Here is a 17,363-nt window from a genome sequence, read left to right as displayed (position 1 = left end):
TCTCGCTTCACCCTTCATCCCGGTCTAGCTCGGCGGGTGGACGACAAGGATTACAAAGTGAAACTGGAGATTTTCGAGGGCCCCCTCGACCTCCTTCTTTATCTCATCAAAAAGGATGAGATCGACATCTATGACGTGTCGATCGGGCGCATCACGAAGCAGTACCTCGACTACATCAACACCTTCAAAATGCTGAATGTGGAGCTGGCCAGCGAGTTCATCGTCATGGCGGCCAATCTGATGTATCTGAAAAGCCGCGAGCTGCTTCCGCAGGCGCAGCAGCCGCCGGAAGAGGACGCTGATGAGGAAGACCCGCGCTGGGAACTGATCCGCCAGCTCGTCGAATACAAGAAATTCAAGGACGCCGCGCAGTTTCTCGGCATCCAGGAAGTGAAGGGCGACGAGTTCTTCGCCACGAGTCCCGAACCGCTGGACCTCGAAGCCCCCATCATGACGGTGGCTGGCGTGGGCATTTTTGACCTCATCCGCGCCTTTCAGCGCGTGCTGAAGCGCTTCGAAAACACGACCGACATCCGCGAGATCGTCAGCGACCGCTTCACCGTCGCCGACAAGATCGAGCACCTGCTGGATGCCATCCCGCTTGGCGGAAGGGTGCGCTTCGAAACGCTCTTCAGCGATGCCGCGAGCCGCGTGGAGGTGATCGTGACCTTTCTGGCCATGCTGGAACTGATGAAGCTGAACCACCTCCAAGTGGAGCAGGCGGACATGCTCGGCGAGATCATCGTCGTGCGCCCTACCATCAACGAAGCCGCCAAGCCGCTCGACTTCGGCGGTTAATCGAGCACGCTTTCAGCGTTCGGAGCACTGTCATTGGGCGGAACCGGAGCCTGCTGAGATTCTTCTGCCACAGCAGTGGCTTGGCGTCACTCCGCATTCGCTGCTCGCCGTGCCCAAGGGGCCAGCAGCCATGCTGGGAGCGGCTTTGGTATCCCAAAGGCAATGCAGTCAGCCCCAAGCTGCCGTTTGCCTGCGATTGAACCTCCCCAATCGCCCCATTTTTCGTCTTACTGCATGGTTACGGTTAAGTATGAAGGAGGAGATAAGTGTGGGATTGATCTTGGAGACAGACTTCGTTTGAATCTTCGCCATGTCCCGAACCTTTCTCCCAGTCCTGATGACCACAGCCCTCCTCCTCGGCGAAGACTTTGCTGAAGCACAGCAAAAGACCGCCAACTATGATGAATCGAAGATCGTGCCCTACTCGCTGCCTGAATTGCTGAGGACAGCGGATGGCAAGCCGGTGACGACGGCGGATGAGTGGACGGGGCTACGCCGCCCGGAGGTGCTGGCTCTCTTTGAGCAGCATGTGTATGGCAGGACGCCTGCGCCTGCGACTTGGGGCAGGGTGGACTTCAAGGTGACGGAGGTGAAGAGGGACGCGTTGGGTGGCAAGGCCACGCGGAAGTTCATCCATATCTCGCTACCCGAGCATCCGACATGGAAGGGTATGGAGGTGATGCTTTATACGCCGAACGGTCTGGGTAAACCCGCGCCCTGCTTTGTGGGGCCGAGCTTTGGTGGCAATCATGCAGTAAGCTTGGAGAAGGATGTGCCGCTCTCCACCCGATGGATGCGCCCGAACAAGGAGAACAGCATTGTCGATAATCGCGCAACGGAAGCCAGCCGAGGCAATGAAGCCAGCCGCTGGCCGCTGGAGACGATCATCGCGCAGGGCTGTGCGGTGGCGACTTACTACTATGGTGACATCGAGCCCGATCATGCCGACGGTTGGAAGGAAGGTCTGCGCGCGGTGCTGAGCAAGGACGGCGCTGCGACTGAATGGAAAGAAGGTCATTGGGGGGCCATCGGTGCTTGGGCCTGGGGGCTGAGCCGCATCGCCGACTACCTGGAAAGCGATGCCGAGGTGAACGCAAAGCAACTGGCGGTGATCGGTCACTCTCGTCTCGGGAAGACGTCCCTTTGGGCAGGGGCGCAGGATCAGCGTTTCGGGGTGGTGATCTCAAACAATTCCGGTGAAGGCGGAGCTGCTATCATGCGCCGTAACTTCGGTGAGACGACGGCAATTATCACCAAGGCATTTCCGCATTGGTTCACGAAAACTTATGCGAGCTATGCTGGCAATGCCGCTGCGTGTCCGATAGACCATCACATGCTCATCGCGCTGGCTGCGCCGCGTTCGGTTTACATCGCCAGTGCGGTGGAAGATCAATGGGCTGATCCAAAAGGAGAATTCCTCTCCGGTCTGAATGCCGAGCCGGTCTATGCCCTTTTTGGGAGGAAAGGCTATGGTGTCACGGAGCACCCAGCCATTGACTCACCCGTCGGCGATGCCATCGCCTATCACATGCGCACAGGTAAGCACGATGTGACGAACTACGACTGGGAGCAGTATCTGAAGTTCGTGAAACGGCATCTGGTCAAGTGACCGGAAGGGCTTTCCTGAATCTGCCTGGACCGGGTCACTGCTCGATTTTGATCTTCGGCACTTGCTTGCCTATTTTGCTGATCACATCAGAGAAAAAGTTACCGCCATCGGTTTCCTTGTAATGACGCATGGAGAGGCCGACGGCGAAGGCGATGAGAAACAGGGCCATGACAATGATGGCGGTAAGGCAGCCGCTTTCACTGGTATCGGGATAGCCGCTGACGCGCCGGACGGACCTGGGTTTGGCGGGAGCTTTGTTGACCTTGCGGTAGTCGGCGGGGCGGGGTGGCGGCGCGCTGTCCTGGGGGATTTCAGGCGGTGGGACGAAGATGGTGGGGACCGCTGCAGCGACGGCTTGGGCTTCGACTTCACCGTCGGCTGGGGCATCGCCCTGATAAAAGACGGCCTGAATGTCGCCAAATGCCACGCGGTCGCCATCTTTGAGGTGGGCTTCTTCGATGGCGGCTGAGTTGACTCGTGTGCCGTTGCTGGACTGCTGATCGATCACGAGGCACGTGTCGTCCTGCATCTCGATGATGGCGTGATGACCTGAGACGGAGGGGCAGTCGAGGACAATGATGCTGTCTGGGTGCCTGCCAATGGTGGTGGTGCCGGACTCCAGGGAGTGCGTCATTGAGGTGCCTTCATCCAGATGAAAAACGAGCGTGGCCATAAGTCGGAAACTTGGGGGGAGTGAGTGATGGCGGGGAACAGCCACCGGTGGTTCTAAATGAGGCTTGGGTTTGACGGCGTGCAATATCTATGTTCGCATCCGTTGATTCTTTGCGTAAGTTCACCACCATGTTTCATGCCACTCTCCGCCAGTTTTGCCGTCAGTTGTGTTTTGTAGCGTTATCGCTGGGCCTCATTGCCCCGGCGATGGCGGATCAGCGTGAAGAAGCTGAGGCGGCGGCGCAGGCTCTTGCGCGCGATCAGGAGAAGCTTGGCGGCTATGTCTTCCGCTCTGAGGCCTGGGTGGGTGATCTGAGCAAGGACATCGGCAAGGCGGTGAAGATGCAGCTTTTTAAAGGGCACGAGTACTGCATCGGCGTGGCAGTGCCGAAGAAGTCAGGTATCCGCGTGACGGGTGCGGTGCTGGATTTCCAAGGCAATCCAGTCGGCGAGATCCAGCCGGTGCTGGATGGCTGGGGCTTCCTGCTGTTTTTCAAACCCCAAAAGACGGGCATCTATGTGACGACGATCCGTCTGGAACAGGATGGCAAGCAGAAGGACACGGCCTGCGCGATCGTGACGGGTTACAAATGAGCCTCTGACTTACTCGCGCAGGGCGACGGCGGGATCGACCCGCGCAGCGAACCATGCGGGGATGAGTGCGGCGAGGACACAAAGGACGATGGCGAGAGCGCAGATGGAGGTGAGATCAGCCGCCTCGATCTGAGCGGGGATCTCGTTGAGGAAATAGATGTCCTGCGGGAAGAAGTCCCGCCCGGTGCGTGCGGCGATGAATTCGCGCAGATCATTGCGGAAATAGAGAACCGTGAAGCCGCTGGCGAGGCCGGTGAGGACACCCAGCATGGCGACGATGCCAGCCTGCGTGAGGAAGATGCCGATGATCTGCCCGGCACGTGCACCGAGTGCGGTGAGGATGCCGATCTCCTTCCGCTTTTGCGTGGTGACGGTGATTGTGGTGTTCATCACGCAGAAGGCGGCGACGAGGATGATGAAGAAGAGCAGGAAGTAGAGCAGGGACTTTTGATTCTCCACGGTCTGAAGCATGTAGCCGTGAATGTCCGTCCAGGTGCGTGGTCGCCAGTCGATGGGCAGAACCTCCGAGTTCATCCACGAGTTAGCGAGGCGATCGGCCAGATCGGGATCACTGAGTTCGACTTCGATGCCGCTGACATCACCTTCGAGATTGAAAAGCTCCTGGGCGATGTGGATCGGTGTGTAGCAGCGTTCGCCAGCGGTGTCAGCCCGCAGGATGGCGGTGACGGTGAGTTCCTGGGGCACGATGACGATTTCATCACGCACGGCCTTGGCCTTGGTGGGATCTTTTTCCTCTTCGGCAGCGCGGAGATCGCGGATCATCTGGCGGATGGTGTCGCCAGCGAGGACGGAGAGTACATCGCCGACTTTGACTTTGAGCTTTTTGGCGAGTCGGTCAGTGATGATGATGTGGTCACTCTTCAGGTCAAAGGTGCCCGCGATGCGATGGCGGTCGAGCTTGGTGAGCAGGGCGTTGTCTGCACCGTCTTTGAGACCGAGGAGCTCCACGCCTTCGGGGTCACTTTTGCCAAATCGAATGGCTGCGATGCCCTCGGCCATGGGCGTGGCGGAGATGACGCCGGGCTGCTGGAGGATGAGCTTCTGAACATCGCGCCAGTTCGAACGCTGAATGGGCGGCGCACCTTCGGGAAGTTCGCCCGCAGGCCTTGCGTCCTGCATGAGGACGATGTGCGGCTCGAAGCCGAGGAGGAGCTTTTTAAACTCGACCTGCCAGCCTTTGAAGACGGACATGACGACGACGAGCACGCCGACGCCGAGCGTGACGCCGACAATCGAAATGAGCGTGATGATGGAAACGAACGAGCGCTTCGGGCGCAGGTAGCGAAGGGCGAGAAAAAGGGTAGCGCTGGATGGCATCGGCAGTTGAGTAAGCCGTGGGCGGTTGGCAGTGACCAGTGATTACTTCAGCCAGCGCTCAAAAAATGCATAGATCGCGGCATTGGATTCTTCGTTGGGATCATGCTTCTCGCGGTTGGTCATGGCCACACGGTCTGTGTGGCCGAAGAGTTGATACACGGCACGGATGTGATTGAGCACGGTCCATCGTTTGGGTGGATCTTCAGCGCCGCCGGAGACGAGAAAGGGGCGCGGGGCCATGAGGGCCTGAAACTCGACGAGGTCGTGGCCTTGTTCGATAAGTGTTTTGTAGGCTCCTGTGCGTGGGCTTTCAGCTGAGACGAGGCCCGGCTTGCGCGTTAACGTTGGGTCGAGCCCGAGATACCAGGGGTCCTGGTAGTTGATGCTGCCGCGTGTTTCATCAAAGACGATGCCAGGATCCGACCACGCAGCGCAGGCATATTTGTCCCAAAGGCACGCGCCGAACATGCTCCACTTTCCGCCATAAGAATGGCCGACGATGCCAATGCGCTTTGAGTCCACCTGCGGCAGATTTGCGAGCGCCTGCCAGGCATTCGCTGAGATGTAGCCGAGGTAGCTCAGCGGCTGGCATTTCGCACCTGCGCTGAGCACAGGCTTGCGCGCATCGCCACCGGGAGAGCCAATGCTGAGGCTCACGAAGCCGCGCTTGGTGAGCTGATACGCGAAGTCTCGCAGGGGTTTTTCGCTCAGGCCCGCGCTGGTCTCGGGATCATAATAGGGCACGAAGACAGCAGGGAAGGGGCCTTTGCCTTCGGGCAGGAGCAGATAGCCCTCCGTGTGCTGATCTGGGGCGATCTGTACCCGCACGCGCTGCTGGGTGAAGTTCTCGCGTGGCTTGGATTCGAGGACTTCGAGGGCGGGCTTTTCCAGCACCGGAGGCCATGCGCCCATGATGCGGAGCCAGTCGGCTGAAATCTCGGCACGGCGTTCCTGCCAATCGGCGGTTGTTTTGATCAGATGGCCGTCTTTCGTGAGCAAGGGGGATCGATAATCGCCCTTTTGATCCGCCCATTCCGCCGGCGGAGTTGTGTTGGGCTCGGTGGCATGAACCGTGAGCGCTGCAATGGTCAGGAAAGGGTGGGCACGCATCGGCTCAGAGTAGGTCGAGGCGGCGAAATATGTCCAGATAACACTCAAAAGAGAGTAACTGATAGTGTTCTAATGAGCGCATAAATAGTTACGGTTTTGTTAAATATAAACTTGGAAGATCGCGTAGAAACCGGTATCTCCATAACTAATCGCCATGACTCTTTCTCAAGCACCCACGTTTTTTCTGGAAGCTCCAGCTTTTCCAGCACGCCGTGCCTCACGCATGCGCATCCACTGGTTTGATTACGCTTTCTTTACTCTCGCTCTGATCGGTATTTGTGGTGGAGCCCTCTTCCTCCTCGAACTCGGTTCAGCTCAAAGCTCCGGCCAGGGCTCGTTCTTCGCTCGCTTCATGGAAGAGGCCGCAGTCTGGCTGCCCGTGGTTTCTCAGAAACTGACGACCTACGGTCTGCTCTTCCTGGCGAGTGTGGTGAATTCGGCGGTCATGGTGCTCTTTGTCCAAGTGCTTCGCACGATGGATCGCACGTTCAGCCGCTCACGTCAGCGCCGCTGGCCTGCTTCCAATCGTCTTCCAGCGCGTCCGCGTTCCTCGAATGTGCAGGCGACACGCCAGCAGCCTGCTCCTGTTTTGAGCCGCGACGGCTTTTTGCTGAGCCCGATCATCCGGTGAACTGCTTTGGAGCCAGGGATCTTTTGATCCTTGCGGGCCGCTTCTGACTTCGCTAAAACGGCGGTCATGCGCTCCACCTCGCTCACCCTCGCTGTCTCCATCTTCGCTTTCGTCGCTCATGCGGCGGAGCCTCTGAAAGTCCTGATCATTGACGGACAAAACAATCACAAGTGGGACATCACCACGCCTGTGCTCAAAGATGCGCTGGAGGGTAGTGGCGCATTTCGAGTCGAAGTCAGCACGACTCCGCCAAAAGGAGCCCCTGCCGCTGCCTGGAGCGGATGGCATCCGAAGTTCAGCGACTTCTCCGCTGTGGTCAGCAATTACAATGGCGAGCCCTGGCCCGAGGCCGTGCGCGCAGAATTTGATGCCTACGTGAAGGCTGGCGGCGGCTTTGTCTCTGTCCATGCCGCGAACAATTCCTTCCCTGATTGGAAGGAATACAATCAGATGATCGGCGTCGGTGGCTGGGGCGGACGCAATGAAGGCTCCGGCCCGTGGCTGTATGTGAAAGACGGCAAACTCTTCCGTGACACAAGCAAGGGCAATGGTGGCGCCCATGGCCCGCAGCATGAATTCATCGTGGAGATTCAGAACACTGATCACCCGATCACGCGCGGCCTGCCCAAGCGCTGGCTCCATTGCAAGGACGAGCTTTACAGCCGCCTCCGCGGTCCATCCGAGAACATCGAGATCCTTTCCACGGCCAAGTCCGACCTGACTTCCGAGCAGGAGCCGAATCTCATGGTCATCAACTATGGCAAAGGTCGTGTCTTCCACACCACCCTCGGCCATGCCGACTACTCCATGCTGGATCGCGGCTTCTATGAGATCATGCAGCGCGGCACCGAGTGGGCGGCCACGGGTGATGTGAAGGTGACTGCGGAAGTGCCTGCCGACTTCCCCACAGAGGCAAAAACATCCGTCATTTCGCTCGAAGGTTATCCGAAGCAGCAGCCACCCGCACCCAAGCCTGCAAAGTGAGGCAAAAAACAAGTTGCTCCCACCTCTACGGCGAGTAAGACATCGGCCCTCAAACGACCCGCGCGGTTAGCTCAGTGGTAGAGCATTACCTTGACATGGTAGGGGTCACAGGTTCGAACCCTGTACCGCGCACCATCCTTCAACATTCAAGAAGGATGGATTTCGAGAGGCCGAGGACTGCTTTTCAGATTGGCAGATGACCTGTGGGCGGCATGATGAACGACCATGCTCTCCCAGGCTCCGTTTTTCCTCGCCCTCCGCTACCTGAAGCCGCGTCGCTCCTTTGTCTCGGTCATCACCCTGGTCTCCATCCTTGGCGTGGCCGTGGGAGTTCTCATGATGATCGTCGTGCGTGCGGTGATGGTGGGATTCGAGGCGGACTTCCGCGAGACGCTGATGGGCTCCAAGCCCCATGTCCTGCTGCGCCAGGAGGCGGGGCAGTCTCCCGGCGGGCCTGACTGGCCGGGCGTGCTGCCTCTGGCAAAAAAACAGCCCGGCGTGCTTTCGGCCACACCCTTCGCCGGAGGCATGTTGTATGTGGCGAATGGCGAGCTGCAAACCAGGGCACAAGTCTTCGGCATCCCCCCGGCAGAGGCTCCCAGCCATCTGCGCAAACTGACACCGCACCTTTTGGTAGGCTCACTCGATCTCCCGGATGGCACCATCGTGCTCACCGATCAGCATTTGAGCGACCTCGGCCTGAATCTCGGGGATGAAGTCAGCGTGTATGCAGGTCCGAACGTCAACGAAGCCGTGCGCCGCTACACCGATGCCAATGAAGAGGACGACGAGGCAAAGCGTCAGGCGCTTCAGGATCAGATCCGGCTTCATCCGCAGAAGCTGCGCATCTCCGGCGTGCTGCGTGCGGATGCCATGGGCGCGCTGGGTTACGTTTCATTGACCACCGGTCAGTCGCTCTTCCAGCTCGGGCAGGGGGTGACCGGCATCGCGCTGGAGCTGGCGGAGCCGCAGCGGGCGGCAGCCGTCATGCAGGGCTTTGTGAAAACACTGCCCGGCTGGAGCATGGAACTTTGGTCAGACGATGAGGCCGGACGTCTCGCCGCCATGAAGAACGAGCAAACCATGATGCAGTTCGTGCTCTCCATCATCGCCCTGGTGGCTGCCTTCTCCGTGATGAATACCACCATCACCGTCACCACCCAAAAGCGGCGGGAGATCGGCGTGCTGGCCGCCATCGGCAGCAGTCAGAGTCAGATCGTCGCCGTCTTTCTCCTACAGGCCGTCGTCGTCGGCGTGCTTGGCACGCTGATCGGGCTCGTCGGCAGCATGGTGGTGCTCTGGCTGCGCAATGATCTGCGGGAATGGCTGGCCGCCCTCACCGGCGGGCAGGTTCATGCCGTGGAGGGAGTCTTTCTCTCCAGCATCCCCGCGCATGTGGAGGTCAGCCACGTCGTGCTTACCTGCACGACTTCCATCCTGCTCTGCATCGTCGCCGGATGGCTGCCCGCCTGGTTCGCCGCACGCATGGAGCCAGCGGCGGCGTTGAGGGACTGAGGGGGGTGCCTCCGCCTTCAGGGTCGCTTGAGCATGATCTCGCCGGTGGTCTTCTCCGTGCCGGTGAGGGGTGGCAGCAGGTAGTGACCGTCGCCGATCAGCTCATCCGGGGCGGTGGCGGGCTGACGCAGCACGCCGGTAAAGGTCACCACGCGGAGTTTCGTGGCCGCGTCCGCCAACTCGAAGCTGCCGCTGAAGAGGCCGGTGGCGGGCACCAGCGTGGCCTTCCACTGGGTAAGGTTGGCGGCGGGGATGGTCACGGAGACGGCGTTCGTGGCGCTCAAGCCGACGCGGGTGGGCAGGTTGCCATTCAGGGTGCTTCCGGTGTCGCTGTGCAGCACCTGGAAGCTGCTGTTGGCTAAGCCGAGGCGTGTCGCCAGCGGGAAGCCGGTGGCCGGGGGTAGCCAGGGGTCGAGCATCATCACGGTGTTCACGCGGCCAAAGCCTGCGCTGTAGGTGGCATCGGTCGTCAGGCTCGCCTTGGCCCAGGTCAGGGCGGCGGCTTCGAGGTAGCGGCGACCGGCCAGCGTGGGATGCGGCAGCAGGGTGAAGGCTCCGCCAAGATAGGACTGGAGGCGTGTAGCGGACCCGGTCTTATAAGGCTGGACGAAGAGGCGGTAGGTGGGATCGCTTGCGTCATCAGGTGACAGAGAGGTGGTGAAAGTGGTGCCATCGCCCAGCCTGCCTGCGAGGGGCATGATTCCCTTCGTGCTGATCGCGGCGGTGGCCCAGCCTGCGCCTGCGGGCACGTCGTTGGCTGCGGGAGTCGCTGGCTCCAGCACGGCGGTGTGGGCTCCGCTGTAGGGGATCGTTTGCCCCGCCAGCAATCGGTGGCCGGTGCTCGTGTCGGCGTAGGCGCTGCCGTCGCGAGTGACGTTCGCGTAGAGGGTGCCATTGATCAGGGCGGTGATGCTGACGACGTAGGGGATGCCGCTGGAGGTGACGCTGGCACTGCCTGTGATCGATCCGATACCGGGGTCGGTGACAAGCGGGCCATTCAGCGAGAGCGAGGTCTTCTCGTCCTTGCAGAAAAGCTTGCCGGTGAAGCTCGTGTTCGCCACGGACACGGTGATCGTTAGCTTGCCGACGGTCCCGCCAGCGCTGCTGTCTGTGAGCAGAGTCTCGTAACTGCCGACAAAGCTGTCCACCACCAGCACCCCCTTCTTGTAGATGAAAGTATAGTTGGGCGAGACCACGCCGCCGCTGGCGGTGATGGGATACACGCCGCCCGGGCTTGCCTTCGTCGCCGTCGTCTTCAGCACGGGGGCCTTGGTCACGAGACTGGCCGACTCGCCGCTGACCCAGCCACTGTAGCTTAGCGTCAAAGGCGGGTTGTCCAGGCCGACGAACCTCCGCCGATCAGCCGGTGTGACATAGAGCGGAGCCTTCGCGATGACGAGTGTCCCGGTCTTGGTGCCCTTGCTGTCCGTGGCCCGCACGGGATAGCTGCCCGCATTCGTGGGCGCAGTGTTGCCAAAAGCGGTCCCCATCTTGTATTCCACCGTCACCGTGCCCGAGCCGCCGAGGGTGCTGATCGCGCGGGGCGTGCCCGTGTAGGTCTGGGAGAGGTTCACCAGCGTCAGCACGGTGGGGTTGGCCTTCACGGTGATCGTCTTCACCACGGTCTTTGCAGCGGCATAGTTGCCACCACCCGCCAGAATCGCCAGCACCGTCACCGTGCCTGTGCCGGTGAAGCTCAGCGTCTTGCCCGTATTACTAGCTCCCGCTGCGGTGCTCCCTGCGAGCAGCACGGTCAGCGTCACGGTCTGTCCTGAGCTGGCATAGGCACTCAGGAGCAGCGGGCTCTGGCCCAGGTAAACCGAGGCCGGTGGGGCAAAGGTGATCGTCTGTGCCAGCGTGAGGCTCGGGGTCACACTGGGCGTGGCTCCATTCCCATAGATGACGATGCTATGTTCGGCCACCGAGCTGAGCGACAGCGCGGTGACCTGCCTGCCTGCAAGCACACTCGTCCCAGCCGCCACATCCACCGCTACGGGTGCGGGGCGGTGGGTGACTGTGCTGCTATCCCCGAGCTGGCCAGAGAAATTGAAGCCCCAGGCCGCGACGGTGCCGTCACTGCAAAGGGCCAGGCTGTGGGATTGGCCAGCGGCGACAGCGCTGACGGTTTTGCCCGCGAGCGCGCTCGTCCCCGGTGCCACGTTGACTGCCACCGGCACCTGGCGGTCCACAGTGCTGTTGTCCCCGAGCTGACTGGAGTTGTTCTGACCCCAGGCTGCCACCGTGCCGTCACTGCACAGGGCGAGGCTGTGGAAGCCGCCTGCCGCGATGCCTAGCACCGTCTTGCCAAACAATGAGCTGATGCCTGTCTGCGCATTGACTGCCACTGGCGCAAAGGCTCTCGACTGGCTGTTATTCCCGAGCTGGCCGAAGTCGTTGTCTCCCCAGGCTGCCAGCGTGCCGTCACTGCACAGGGCCACGCTGTGGACTGTCCCTGCTCCCACCGCGATCACGGTCTTGCCTGCCAGTGCGCTTGCCCCTGCCGTCACTTTGACAGCCACGGGCGTAGAACGGTTGAAAGGCTGTCCGTCCCCGATTTGGCCTACGGAGCCACCGCCCCAGGCCACGACCGTGCCGTCACTGCACAAAGCCAAGACGTGGTAGCCCCCCGCCGCGATGGCGACCACTTTCTTCCCAGCCAAGGCGCTGTATTCGCTGCTGGTGTCCACGGCTACCGGCACCAGTACTCGGGAGTCAAAGGGGCCGCCGCCGAGTTGATTGCTATGGTTCCGGCCCCAGGCCGTCACCATGCCATCACTGCATAGGGCCAGACTGTAGCTTGGGCCCGCTGCGACGGAGACCACGGTCTTGCCAGCCAGCGCACTTGTTCCTGCCTGCACGTTCACCGCCACCGGCACGCGGGTCATCACGTCGCTGTTGTTGCCGAGCTGGCCATAGTTATTATCGCCCCAGGCTGCCACCGTGCCGTCGCTACATAAAGCCAGGCTGTGAGAGTAACCGCGTGCGACCTGCACGATGGTCTTGTCCTGAAGCGCTCCGAGCTGAGGCATGCTCTTCGGAGTGCTGCGCAACCTAAAGGTGGTATCCCCGAGCTGGCCGTAGTCGTTCTTGCCCCAGGTCGCCAGTCCCGTGTAGGGCCACAGCAGGACGAGGTCATTGTTTCCCTCTCCGCCGTAATACCAGGCGATGAAAGGGTAGGTGGTGCCGTTGTGGGTGAGGGTGACGGTGGAGCCGTTGGGGAGGTTGGTGAACTGGCCTTCGATGAAGGGGAGGCCGGTGTTTTTGATGACGGTGAGGTTCGTGCCGGGCGTGGGGGCGAAGCTGAGGGTGAAGGTGGCCTCGCCGCTGGCGGTGTAGCTGGGGGCGGTGACGGGGATGTCGGCGGGGGTGGTGAAGGTGGCTTCCAAGCCTTGGGCGTGCAGGGGCGCTGCGGCGAGGGCGGCGCAGGCGAGCAGTGCGTGGGCGGAGAGGCGGCGCAGGCGGGCGTGGAGGGAGGCTTTCGGCATCAGGCTGGGGTGAGCGGTGGGCTCAGTGTCTGAAATCGGGGGGTTTTGGGCAAGGCTAATCTGGGGTGCTCTGGCAGGGTTTTCTGGCCGGGATGTGTCTGCGGGCAGGCCAAAATGAGTTTTAGCCACGACGATCTAAAGCGAAGGCCCATTACTCGAAACTGGCGCTCACTTCTCAAGCCCGTGCTTCCACTTTCGCCTCACTGAAATCCACGCCTGCTTTCAGTGCATCTCACCTTTTCCCGTTCAGGATCAGCTCATAAAAAGTGCCCCAGAGGACCCTTTGACGCCGTTATTCCAGGTGGCCATCAGGGGTGAAAAGGATTGATTGCCAAGCGTTTAGAGAGATTCCGACCCGCTGTGGAGAGCGCCACTCCCGTGCAGGAGCGCGTGCCTCCCGTGCAGGAGAATGAAAATCTTGGGCCAGACAGCGTCCGTCTGGCGCACCTGCCCTCACTCCTGCGCAGGAGAATGATTCTCCCGCGCAGGAAAATGAAAATCTTGTGCAGGAGAACGGTTCTCCCGTGCCAGAGCACCGCCGTCTGGAGCGCCGGTCCGGTTTCCTGAGCCAGGGAGCGTCCGTCCCGTGCAGGAGAATGAAAATCCTGCGCAGGAGACGGCACCACCTCACGAGAGAATGAAAATCCTGCGCAGGAGAGACAGCGTCCCGCACGGGAGAACCCGCGTCCGATGCCCCAAAAACGCCGGGGCAACCTCCAAAAACCGCGCCCGGCCTCTGCCGGAGCCTCTCCTGGACCCGTGGGACGTTCTCCGACCCCAGACGCCCCTCCCCACGTTCCACGGAGCCAGCCCCGGCCTTCCCATGCCCGATTCCCGGCTACGGTCTTGCGCTCCCTGGCATCAGAAAGCTGGCGACATGCCTGCGGCAGAGGCAGAGGCACGCCAGACAGGGGCAGCAGGCTACTGGAAAGCGAATCTCCGACACGAGAAATGTTGTCCATCTCTTGCGTTGTGAGTGCGGGAGAGCCTGGTGGAGCGCGGAAGTGATGACGCAGCATCTCGGGCGCGGGCTGGATCATGCCTCTCAGGGCTGTCGGAGTCGCGGCAGCGTCTTGGAGTGCGGTGGGAAGCGGAGCGCCACACCGCTTTGGGGAGCCTGGGGTGCGCGACGATTAGGGCGCTGGGGTGGTGCGGGCGTTTGTCCTGCGCTCGAAAGCGGCGTCACTGCCGCCACACTCCACGACGCTTCGCGCTGTTCGGGGGCGCGGCTTCGTCATTCGGATTTCGTCATTCAGCGAGATGTCCGAGGGCGCGGAGGGTGGCTAGGATGGCGGTGATCTGGTCGGTACGCTTCGGGGACTTGCGGCCAAAGCAGGCGCTAAAAGTCACTGGGCTACAGCGTGGCCTTCTTGACCTTGCCGAAGTCGGTGCCGAGGAAGCAACCTGCGAAGGGTTACATTTCGTTACCCTGGATCAGGCGCTCTTTCCTCGGCTCGGGGATGCGGGCGAGGAGGAGCATGGAGAGGATGGCGCAGCCGCCGGCGAGCCAGGCGACGGCCTCGAAGGACTGGGTGACGCGATAGACCTGACCGCTGATGAAGCTGGCGAGGAGGAGGGAGAAGACGTTGCAGAAGCTGAGCATGGCCTGGAGCGTGGAGCGGCGCTCGGTGGGGCAGAGTTCGGCGGCGAGGGTGAGATCGCCCACGCGATCAATGAAGAGGCCGAAGCCGAGGGCGAAGTAGGCGACGGCGAAGCCTGAGAAGCTTTCATTGAGCATGACCCAGACGCACATGGCCATGCAGATGAGGCGTGAGGCGAGGAGGAGCACTTTCCCCCCGCTGTGGTAGCCGACGTAACCAGCGATGAGGCTGCCGAGGACGGTGCCGACGGCCTGCCAGGTGACGAAGTGCCCCTCATCCGCCTCGGGCCTGCCGGTGATGTGCAGGGCGTGGATGGTGAGGAAGGAGACGAGCATGAGGAAGCCGGTGCCGAAGAAGCGGGCGAGGACGAGCTTCTTGAGGTGCTTTTGCCTAGCGAAAAGGGCGGGCAGGCTGCGGAGGTAGGCGAGGTAGGGGACGGGGGCGTGCTTTGCTGGCAGATGATGGCCGTGGTGCTCGCGCATGGGGATCTGCGCGAGCCAGGAGAGGAAGAGGAGGGCGAAGGCGCAGAGGTGGAGCCAGGCGTAGCCCTCGCGCCCAGGCAGGTGGGTGAGGACCTGCTGAATGACGAACCCGGCGCCGACGCCGAGGATGGCCTGCATGATGTAGCGGGCGGACCAGCCGGCGGCGCGGACTTTTTCGGGCACCATGCGGGTGACCATCTCCATCCAGGCGACGACGGTGACGCCGCCGATGAGGCCGGAGAGGAGGGGGGTGAGGACGACGAGGGGGAGGAGCCAGCCGCCGAGGTCCTCGACGAATAGAAGGATGAGGCCGGTGATGAGGTAGGGCAGTCTTTGCAGGAGGCCGAAGAAGAGGACCCAGGGCTTGAAGCGCGGGAGCTGCTCGACGACGGGGGCGATGAAGAGGCCCATGACGGCGAAGGCGGCGGGGAGCAGCACGGGCATGATGGCGATGACCCAGGGCAGGCCGCCGAGGGACTGGACCATCTTTGGCAGGACGCTCTCGGGGGCGAGGAAGGCGGTGCCGCCCATGTAGAGGCCGCCCTCGAGCACATGGCACATGAAGTTCCGCCGCACGTTGTGGGCGTCTTTATGGGTGTGCTGGAGCTGGGTGGTCGGCGGCATTCCCGTGAGTGATCAGGCGGCCCCGACCTGCCGCAGCCAGTCTTGGAGATTGTAGTAGTTCGTGACGCGTGCGACGCGGCCCGCGCGCAGGTCGAAGAACGCGCCGACGCGGAGCCAGTAGCTCTGGCCGGTGGCGGGCGGCAGGCCCTCGTCGGTGCTGAGATACTGCCCCCGGATGTAGAACTCGGCGGCGCCGCGTGTGCCGTCGGCATTGGCGAAGACGGTGAGCTGCTCCACTTGCTCGGCGTAGCTGCGGTCCATGCGCTGGAGGAAGGCGCGGAAGGCCTCGCGCCCGAGTTCTGCGCCGCCTTGGTTGATGTCGTGGACGATATCGTCGGTGAGCAGGGCCAACATCGCCTCGCGATCACCGGTATTGAAGGTGGCGTAGTAGGTGCGGATCAAGTCTTCCGCCGCAGTCTGGAGGTCTGGCATAGGCCCCGCAGGGTGGCGCGGGGCGGTGGAGCGTCAAGCGGCAGAGGGGGAGGAGCCTTTGGCTTGCAATGCCTCTCAGCAATGTACCTCGGGAAGGCCGTGGTGGGCGAGGGAGGCTTTGACGAAGCCGCGGAAGAGGGGGTGCGGGTCGTTGGGCTTGCTCTTGAACTCGGGATGGAACTGGCAGGCGACGAAGAAGGGGTGCCCGGGAAGCTCGATCATCTCGGTGAGGCCGCCTTTCTGGGAGGTGCCGCTGATCTTCATGCCGTGGCTTTCGAGCTGGTCCTTGTAGTCGTCATTCACCTCGTAGCGGTGGCGGTGGCGCTCGGTGATGACGTCGCTGGCGTAGAGTTCGTGGGCTTTGGTGCCGGGGGTGAGTTCGGTGACCCAGTTGCCGAGGCGCATGGTGCCGCCGAGCTGCTTCACTTTTTTCTGCTCCTCCATCATGCTGATGACGGGATGGGGGGTGCCTTTGTCAAACTCGGTGCTGGTGGCGTCCTTCAGTCCGCAGACGTCGCGGGCGAACTCGATGACGGCGATCTGCATGCCGAGGCAGATGCCAAAGAAGGGGATGCCCTGCTCGCGGGCGTAACGGGTGGCGGCGATTTTGCCCTCGGTGCCACGGTCGCCAAAGCCGCCGGGGATGAGGATGCCCTGGAGGCCGTTGAGGTAGATGTCCGGGCCGGCTTTTTCGATGGCCTCAGCATCGACGCGGACGATGTCCACGCGGGCGTCTTTGGAGGCTCCGGCGTGGGTGAGGGCTTCGTAGATGGATTTGTAGGCGTCCTGGAGCTCGATGTATTTGCCGACGACGCCGATGCGGACGTGGTGGGTGGGGTGGATGACGCGCTGGACGAACTGCCGCCACTTGGTGAGGTCGGGCTGGGGGGTGGTGAGGTGGAGGAGATTGCAGACGGTGTCGTCGAGGCGCTCTTCGTGCAGCTTCAAGGGCACCTCGTAGATGCTGTGCTTCACATCGCGGACTTCGACGACCTGCTCGATGGGGACGTTGCCGAAGAGGGAGATCTTTTCACGGACGTCGAGATCCAGCGGATGCTCGGTGCGGGCGAGGATGATGTGCGGGGCGATGCCGATCTCGCGCAGCTTGGCGATGGATTGCTGGGTGGGCTTGGTCTTCAGCTCCTGGGCGGCTTTGATGTAAGGGACGAGGGTGGCGTGGATGAAGAGGACGTTGTCGCGCCCGGCCTCGATGGCGAACTGACGGATGGCTTCGAGGAAGGGGAGGCCCTCAATGTCGCCTACGGTGCCGCCGATCTCGGTGATGATGACATCGCCGCCCATGATCTCGGCCACGTCATGGACGCGCTGTTTGATCTCGTTGGTGACGTGGGGGATGACCTGAACGGTGCGGCCCTGGTATTTCCCGGCGCGCTCTTTTTCCAGCACACTCTGGTACACCTGACCGCTGGTGAGGTTGTTCAGGCGGGAGAGATTGGTGTGGGTAAAGCGCTCGTAATGGCCGAGGTC

13 protein-coding genes and 1 tRNA gene are annotated in these 17,363 nt (G+C 61.8%); 7 read left to right on the top strand and 7 right to left on the bottom strand.

The genetic code is table 11. The annotated features are described in order from the left end of the window. On the top strand, nucleotides 1-798 hold a 798-nt coding region (locus tag AC6FTP_RS19850; RefSeq protein ID WP_497208653.1), incomplete at its 5' end, for a segregation and condensation protein A. A 337-nt stretch (nucleotides 799-1,135) separates the two neighbouring features. After that, nucleotides 1,136-2,407, top strand: a complete 1,272-nt coding sequence (locus AC6FTP_RS19845; protein WP_497208652.1) for a glucuronyl esterase domain-containing protein — start codon at nucleotides 1,136-1,138, stop codon at nucleotides 2,405-2,407. Nucleotides 2,408-2,441: 34 nt separating this feature from the next. Here the strand turns inward: AC6FTP_RS19845 and AC6FTP_RS19840 are convergent, their stop codons facing one another. Next, complete coding sequence (locus tag AC6FTP_RS19840; protein WP_497208651.1) at nucleotides 2,442-3,080, bottom strand: FHA domain-containing protein; 639 nt, start codon at nucleotides 3,078-3,080, stop codon at nucleotides 2,442-2,444. Between the two features lie 128 nt (nucleotides 3,081-3,208). Here AC6FTP_RS19840 and AC6FTP_RS19835 point away from each other — a divergent pair, with 128 nt between their 5' ends. After that, nucleotides 3,209-3,673 carry a hypothetical protein gene (locus AC6FTP_RS19835; protein WP_497208650.1) on the top strand — a complete coding sequence of 155 codons (465 nt, stop codon included), beginning with the start codon at nucleotides 3,209-3,211 and terminating at the stop codon, nucleotides 3,671-3,673. 9 nt (nucleotides 3,674-3,682) lie between these two features. Here AC6FTP_RS19835 and AC6FTP_RS19830 read toward each other — a convergent pair whose 3' ends face one another. After that, entirely contained in the window at nucleotides 3,683-5,011 is a 1,329-nt protein-coding gene (locus AC6FTP_RS19830) for an FtsX-like permease family protein (RefSeq protein WP_497208649.1), read from the bottom strand. Between the two features lie 42 nt (nucleotides 5,012-5,053). Continuing rightward, entirely contained in the window at nucleotides 5,054-6,121 is a 1,068-nt protein-coding gene (locus tag AC6FTP_RS19825) for an alpha/beta hydrolase family protein (protein WP_497208648.1), read from the bottom strand. 154 nt (nucleotides 6,122-6,275) lie between these two features. On the opposite strand from AC6FTP_RS19825, the gene AC6FTP_RS19820 reads away from it, so the two are divergent. From AC6FTP_RS19820 to AC6FTP_RS19805, 4 genes are all read left to right on the top strand, one after another. Then, entirely contained in the window at nucleotides 6,276-6,752 is a 477-nt protein-coding gene (locus tag AC6FTP_RS19820) for a hypothetical protein (protein WP_497208647.1), read from the top strand. A gap of 66 nt (nucleotides 6,753-6,818) precedes the next feature. Then, nucleotides 6,819-7,736 (top strand): ThuA domain-containing protein, encoded by a 918-nt coding sequence (locus AC6FTP_RS19815; protein WP_497208646.1) that lies wholly within the window; start codon nucleotides 6,819-6,821, stop codon nucleotides 7,734-7,736. 60 nt (nucleotides 7,737-7,796) lie between these two features. Further along, a tRNA-Val gene (locus AC6FTP_RS19810) sits at nucleotides 7,797-7,871 on the top strand. A gap of 90 nt (nucleotides 7,872-7,961) precedes the next feature. Next, the gene (locus AC6FTP_RS19805; RefSeq protein ID WP_497208645.1) at nucleotides 7,962-9,251 is read left to right on the top strand and encodes an ABC transporter permease; all 1,290 of its coding nucleotides are present in this window, start codon (nucleotides 7,962-7,964) and stop codon (nucleotides 9,249-9,251) included. Nucleotides 9,252-9,268: 17 nt separating this feature from the next. Here AC6FTP_RS19805 and AC6FTP_RS19800 read toward each other — a convergent pair whose 3' ends face one another. The 4 genes from AC6FTP_RS19800 to pyrG form a co-directional block, all read right to left on the bottom strand. Next, a complete protein-coding gene (locus tag AC6FTP_RS19800; protein ID WP_497208644.1) occupies nucleotides 9,269-12,736 on the bottom strand; it encodes an RCC1 domain-containing protein in 3,468 nt (1,155 codons plus the stop codon). 1,414 nt (nucleotides 12,737-14,150) lie between these two features. Then, on the bottom strand, nucleotides 14,151-15,443 hold the full coding sequence (locus tag AC6FTP_RS19795) for an MFS transporter (RefSeq protein ID WP_497208643.1): 1,293 nt from the start codon (nucleotides 15,441-15,443) through the stop codon (nucleotides 14,151-14,153). A gap of 12 nt (nucleotides 15,444-15,455) precedes the next feature. Continuing rightward, entirely contained in the window at nucleotides 15,456-15,875 is a 420-nt protein-coding gene (locus tag AC6FTP_RS19790; protein WP_497208642.1) for a ketosteroid isomerase-related protein, read from the bottom strand. 75 nt (nucleotides 15,876-15,950) lie between these two features. Then, nucleotides 15,951-17,363: CTP synthase (gene pyrG, locus AC6FTP_RS19785; protein ID WP_497208641.1), on the bottom strand; the 1,413-nt coding region annotated here is incomplete at its 5' end.

It is taken from the genome of Prosthecobacter sp. (assembly GCF_044378005.1).
In the GTDB taxonomy this organism is placed as follows: Bacteria; Verrucomicrobiota; Verrucomicrobiia; order Verrucomicrobiales; family Verrucomicrobiaceae; genus Prosthecobacter.
Note: the sequence above shows the minus strand (reverse complement) of the source record. Positions and strands in the feature narration are given on the sequence as shown.

Coding starts and splice junctions, on each gene's coding strand:
- AC6FTP_RS19805 (WP_497208645.1), top strand. CDS start 7,962: ATGCTCTCCCAGGCTCCGTTTTTCCTCGCCCTCCGCTACCTGAAGCCG.
- AC6FTP_RS19840 (WP_497208651.1), bottom strand. CDS start 3,080: ATGGCCACGCTCGTTTTTCATCTGGATGAAGGCACCTCAATGACGCAC.
- AC6FTP_RS19820 (WP_497208647.1), top strand. CDS start 6,276: ATGACTCTTTCTCAAGCACCCACGTTTTTTCTGGAAGCTCCAGCTTTT.
- AC6FTP_RS19845 (WP_497208652.1), top strand. CDS start 1,136: ATGACCACAGCCCTCCTCCTCGGCGAAGACTTTGCTGAAGCACAGCAA.
- AC6FTP_RS19835 (WP_497208650.1), top strand. CDS start 3,209: ATGTTTCATGCCACTCTCCGCCAGTTTTGCCGTCAGTTGTGTTTTGTA.
- AC6FTP_RS19800 (WP_497208644.1), bottom strand. CDS start 12,736: ATGCCGAAAGCCTCCCTCCACGCCCGCCTGCGCCGCCTCTCCGCCCAC.
- AC6FTP_RS19830 (WP_497208649.1), bottom strand. CDS start 5,011: ATGCCATCCAGCGCTACCCTTTTTCTCGCCCTTCGCTACCTGCGCCCG.
- AC6FTP_RS19790 (WP_497208642.1), bottom strand. CDS start 15,875: ATGCCAGACCTCCAGACTGCGGCGGAAGACTTGATCCGCACCTACTAC.
- AC6FTP_RS19825 (WP_497208648.1), bottom strand. CDS start 6,121: ATGCGTGCCCACCCTTTCCTGACCATTGCAGCGCTCACGGTTCATGCC.
- AC6FTP_RS19795 (WP_497208643.1), bottom strand. CDS start 15,443: ATGCCGCCGACCACCCAGCTCCAGCACACCCATAAAGACGCCCACAAC.
- AC6FTP_RS19815 (WP_497208646.1), top strand. CDS start 6,819: ATGCGCTCCACCTCGCTCACCCTCGCTGTCTCCATCTTCGCTTTCGTC.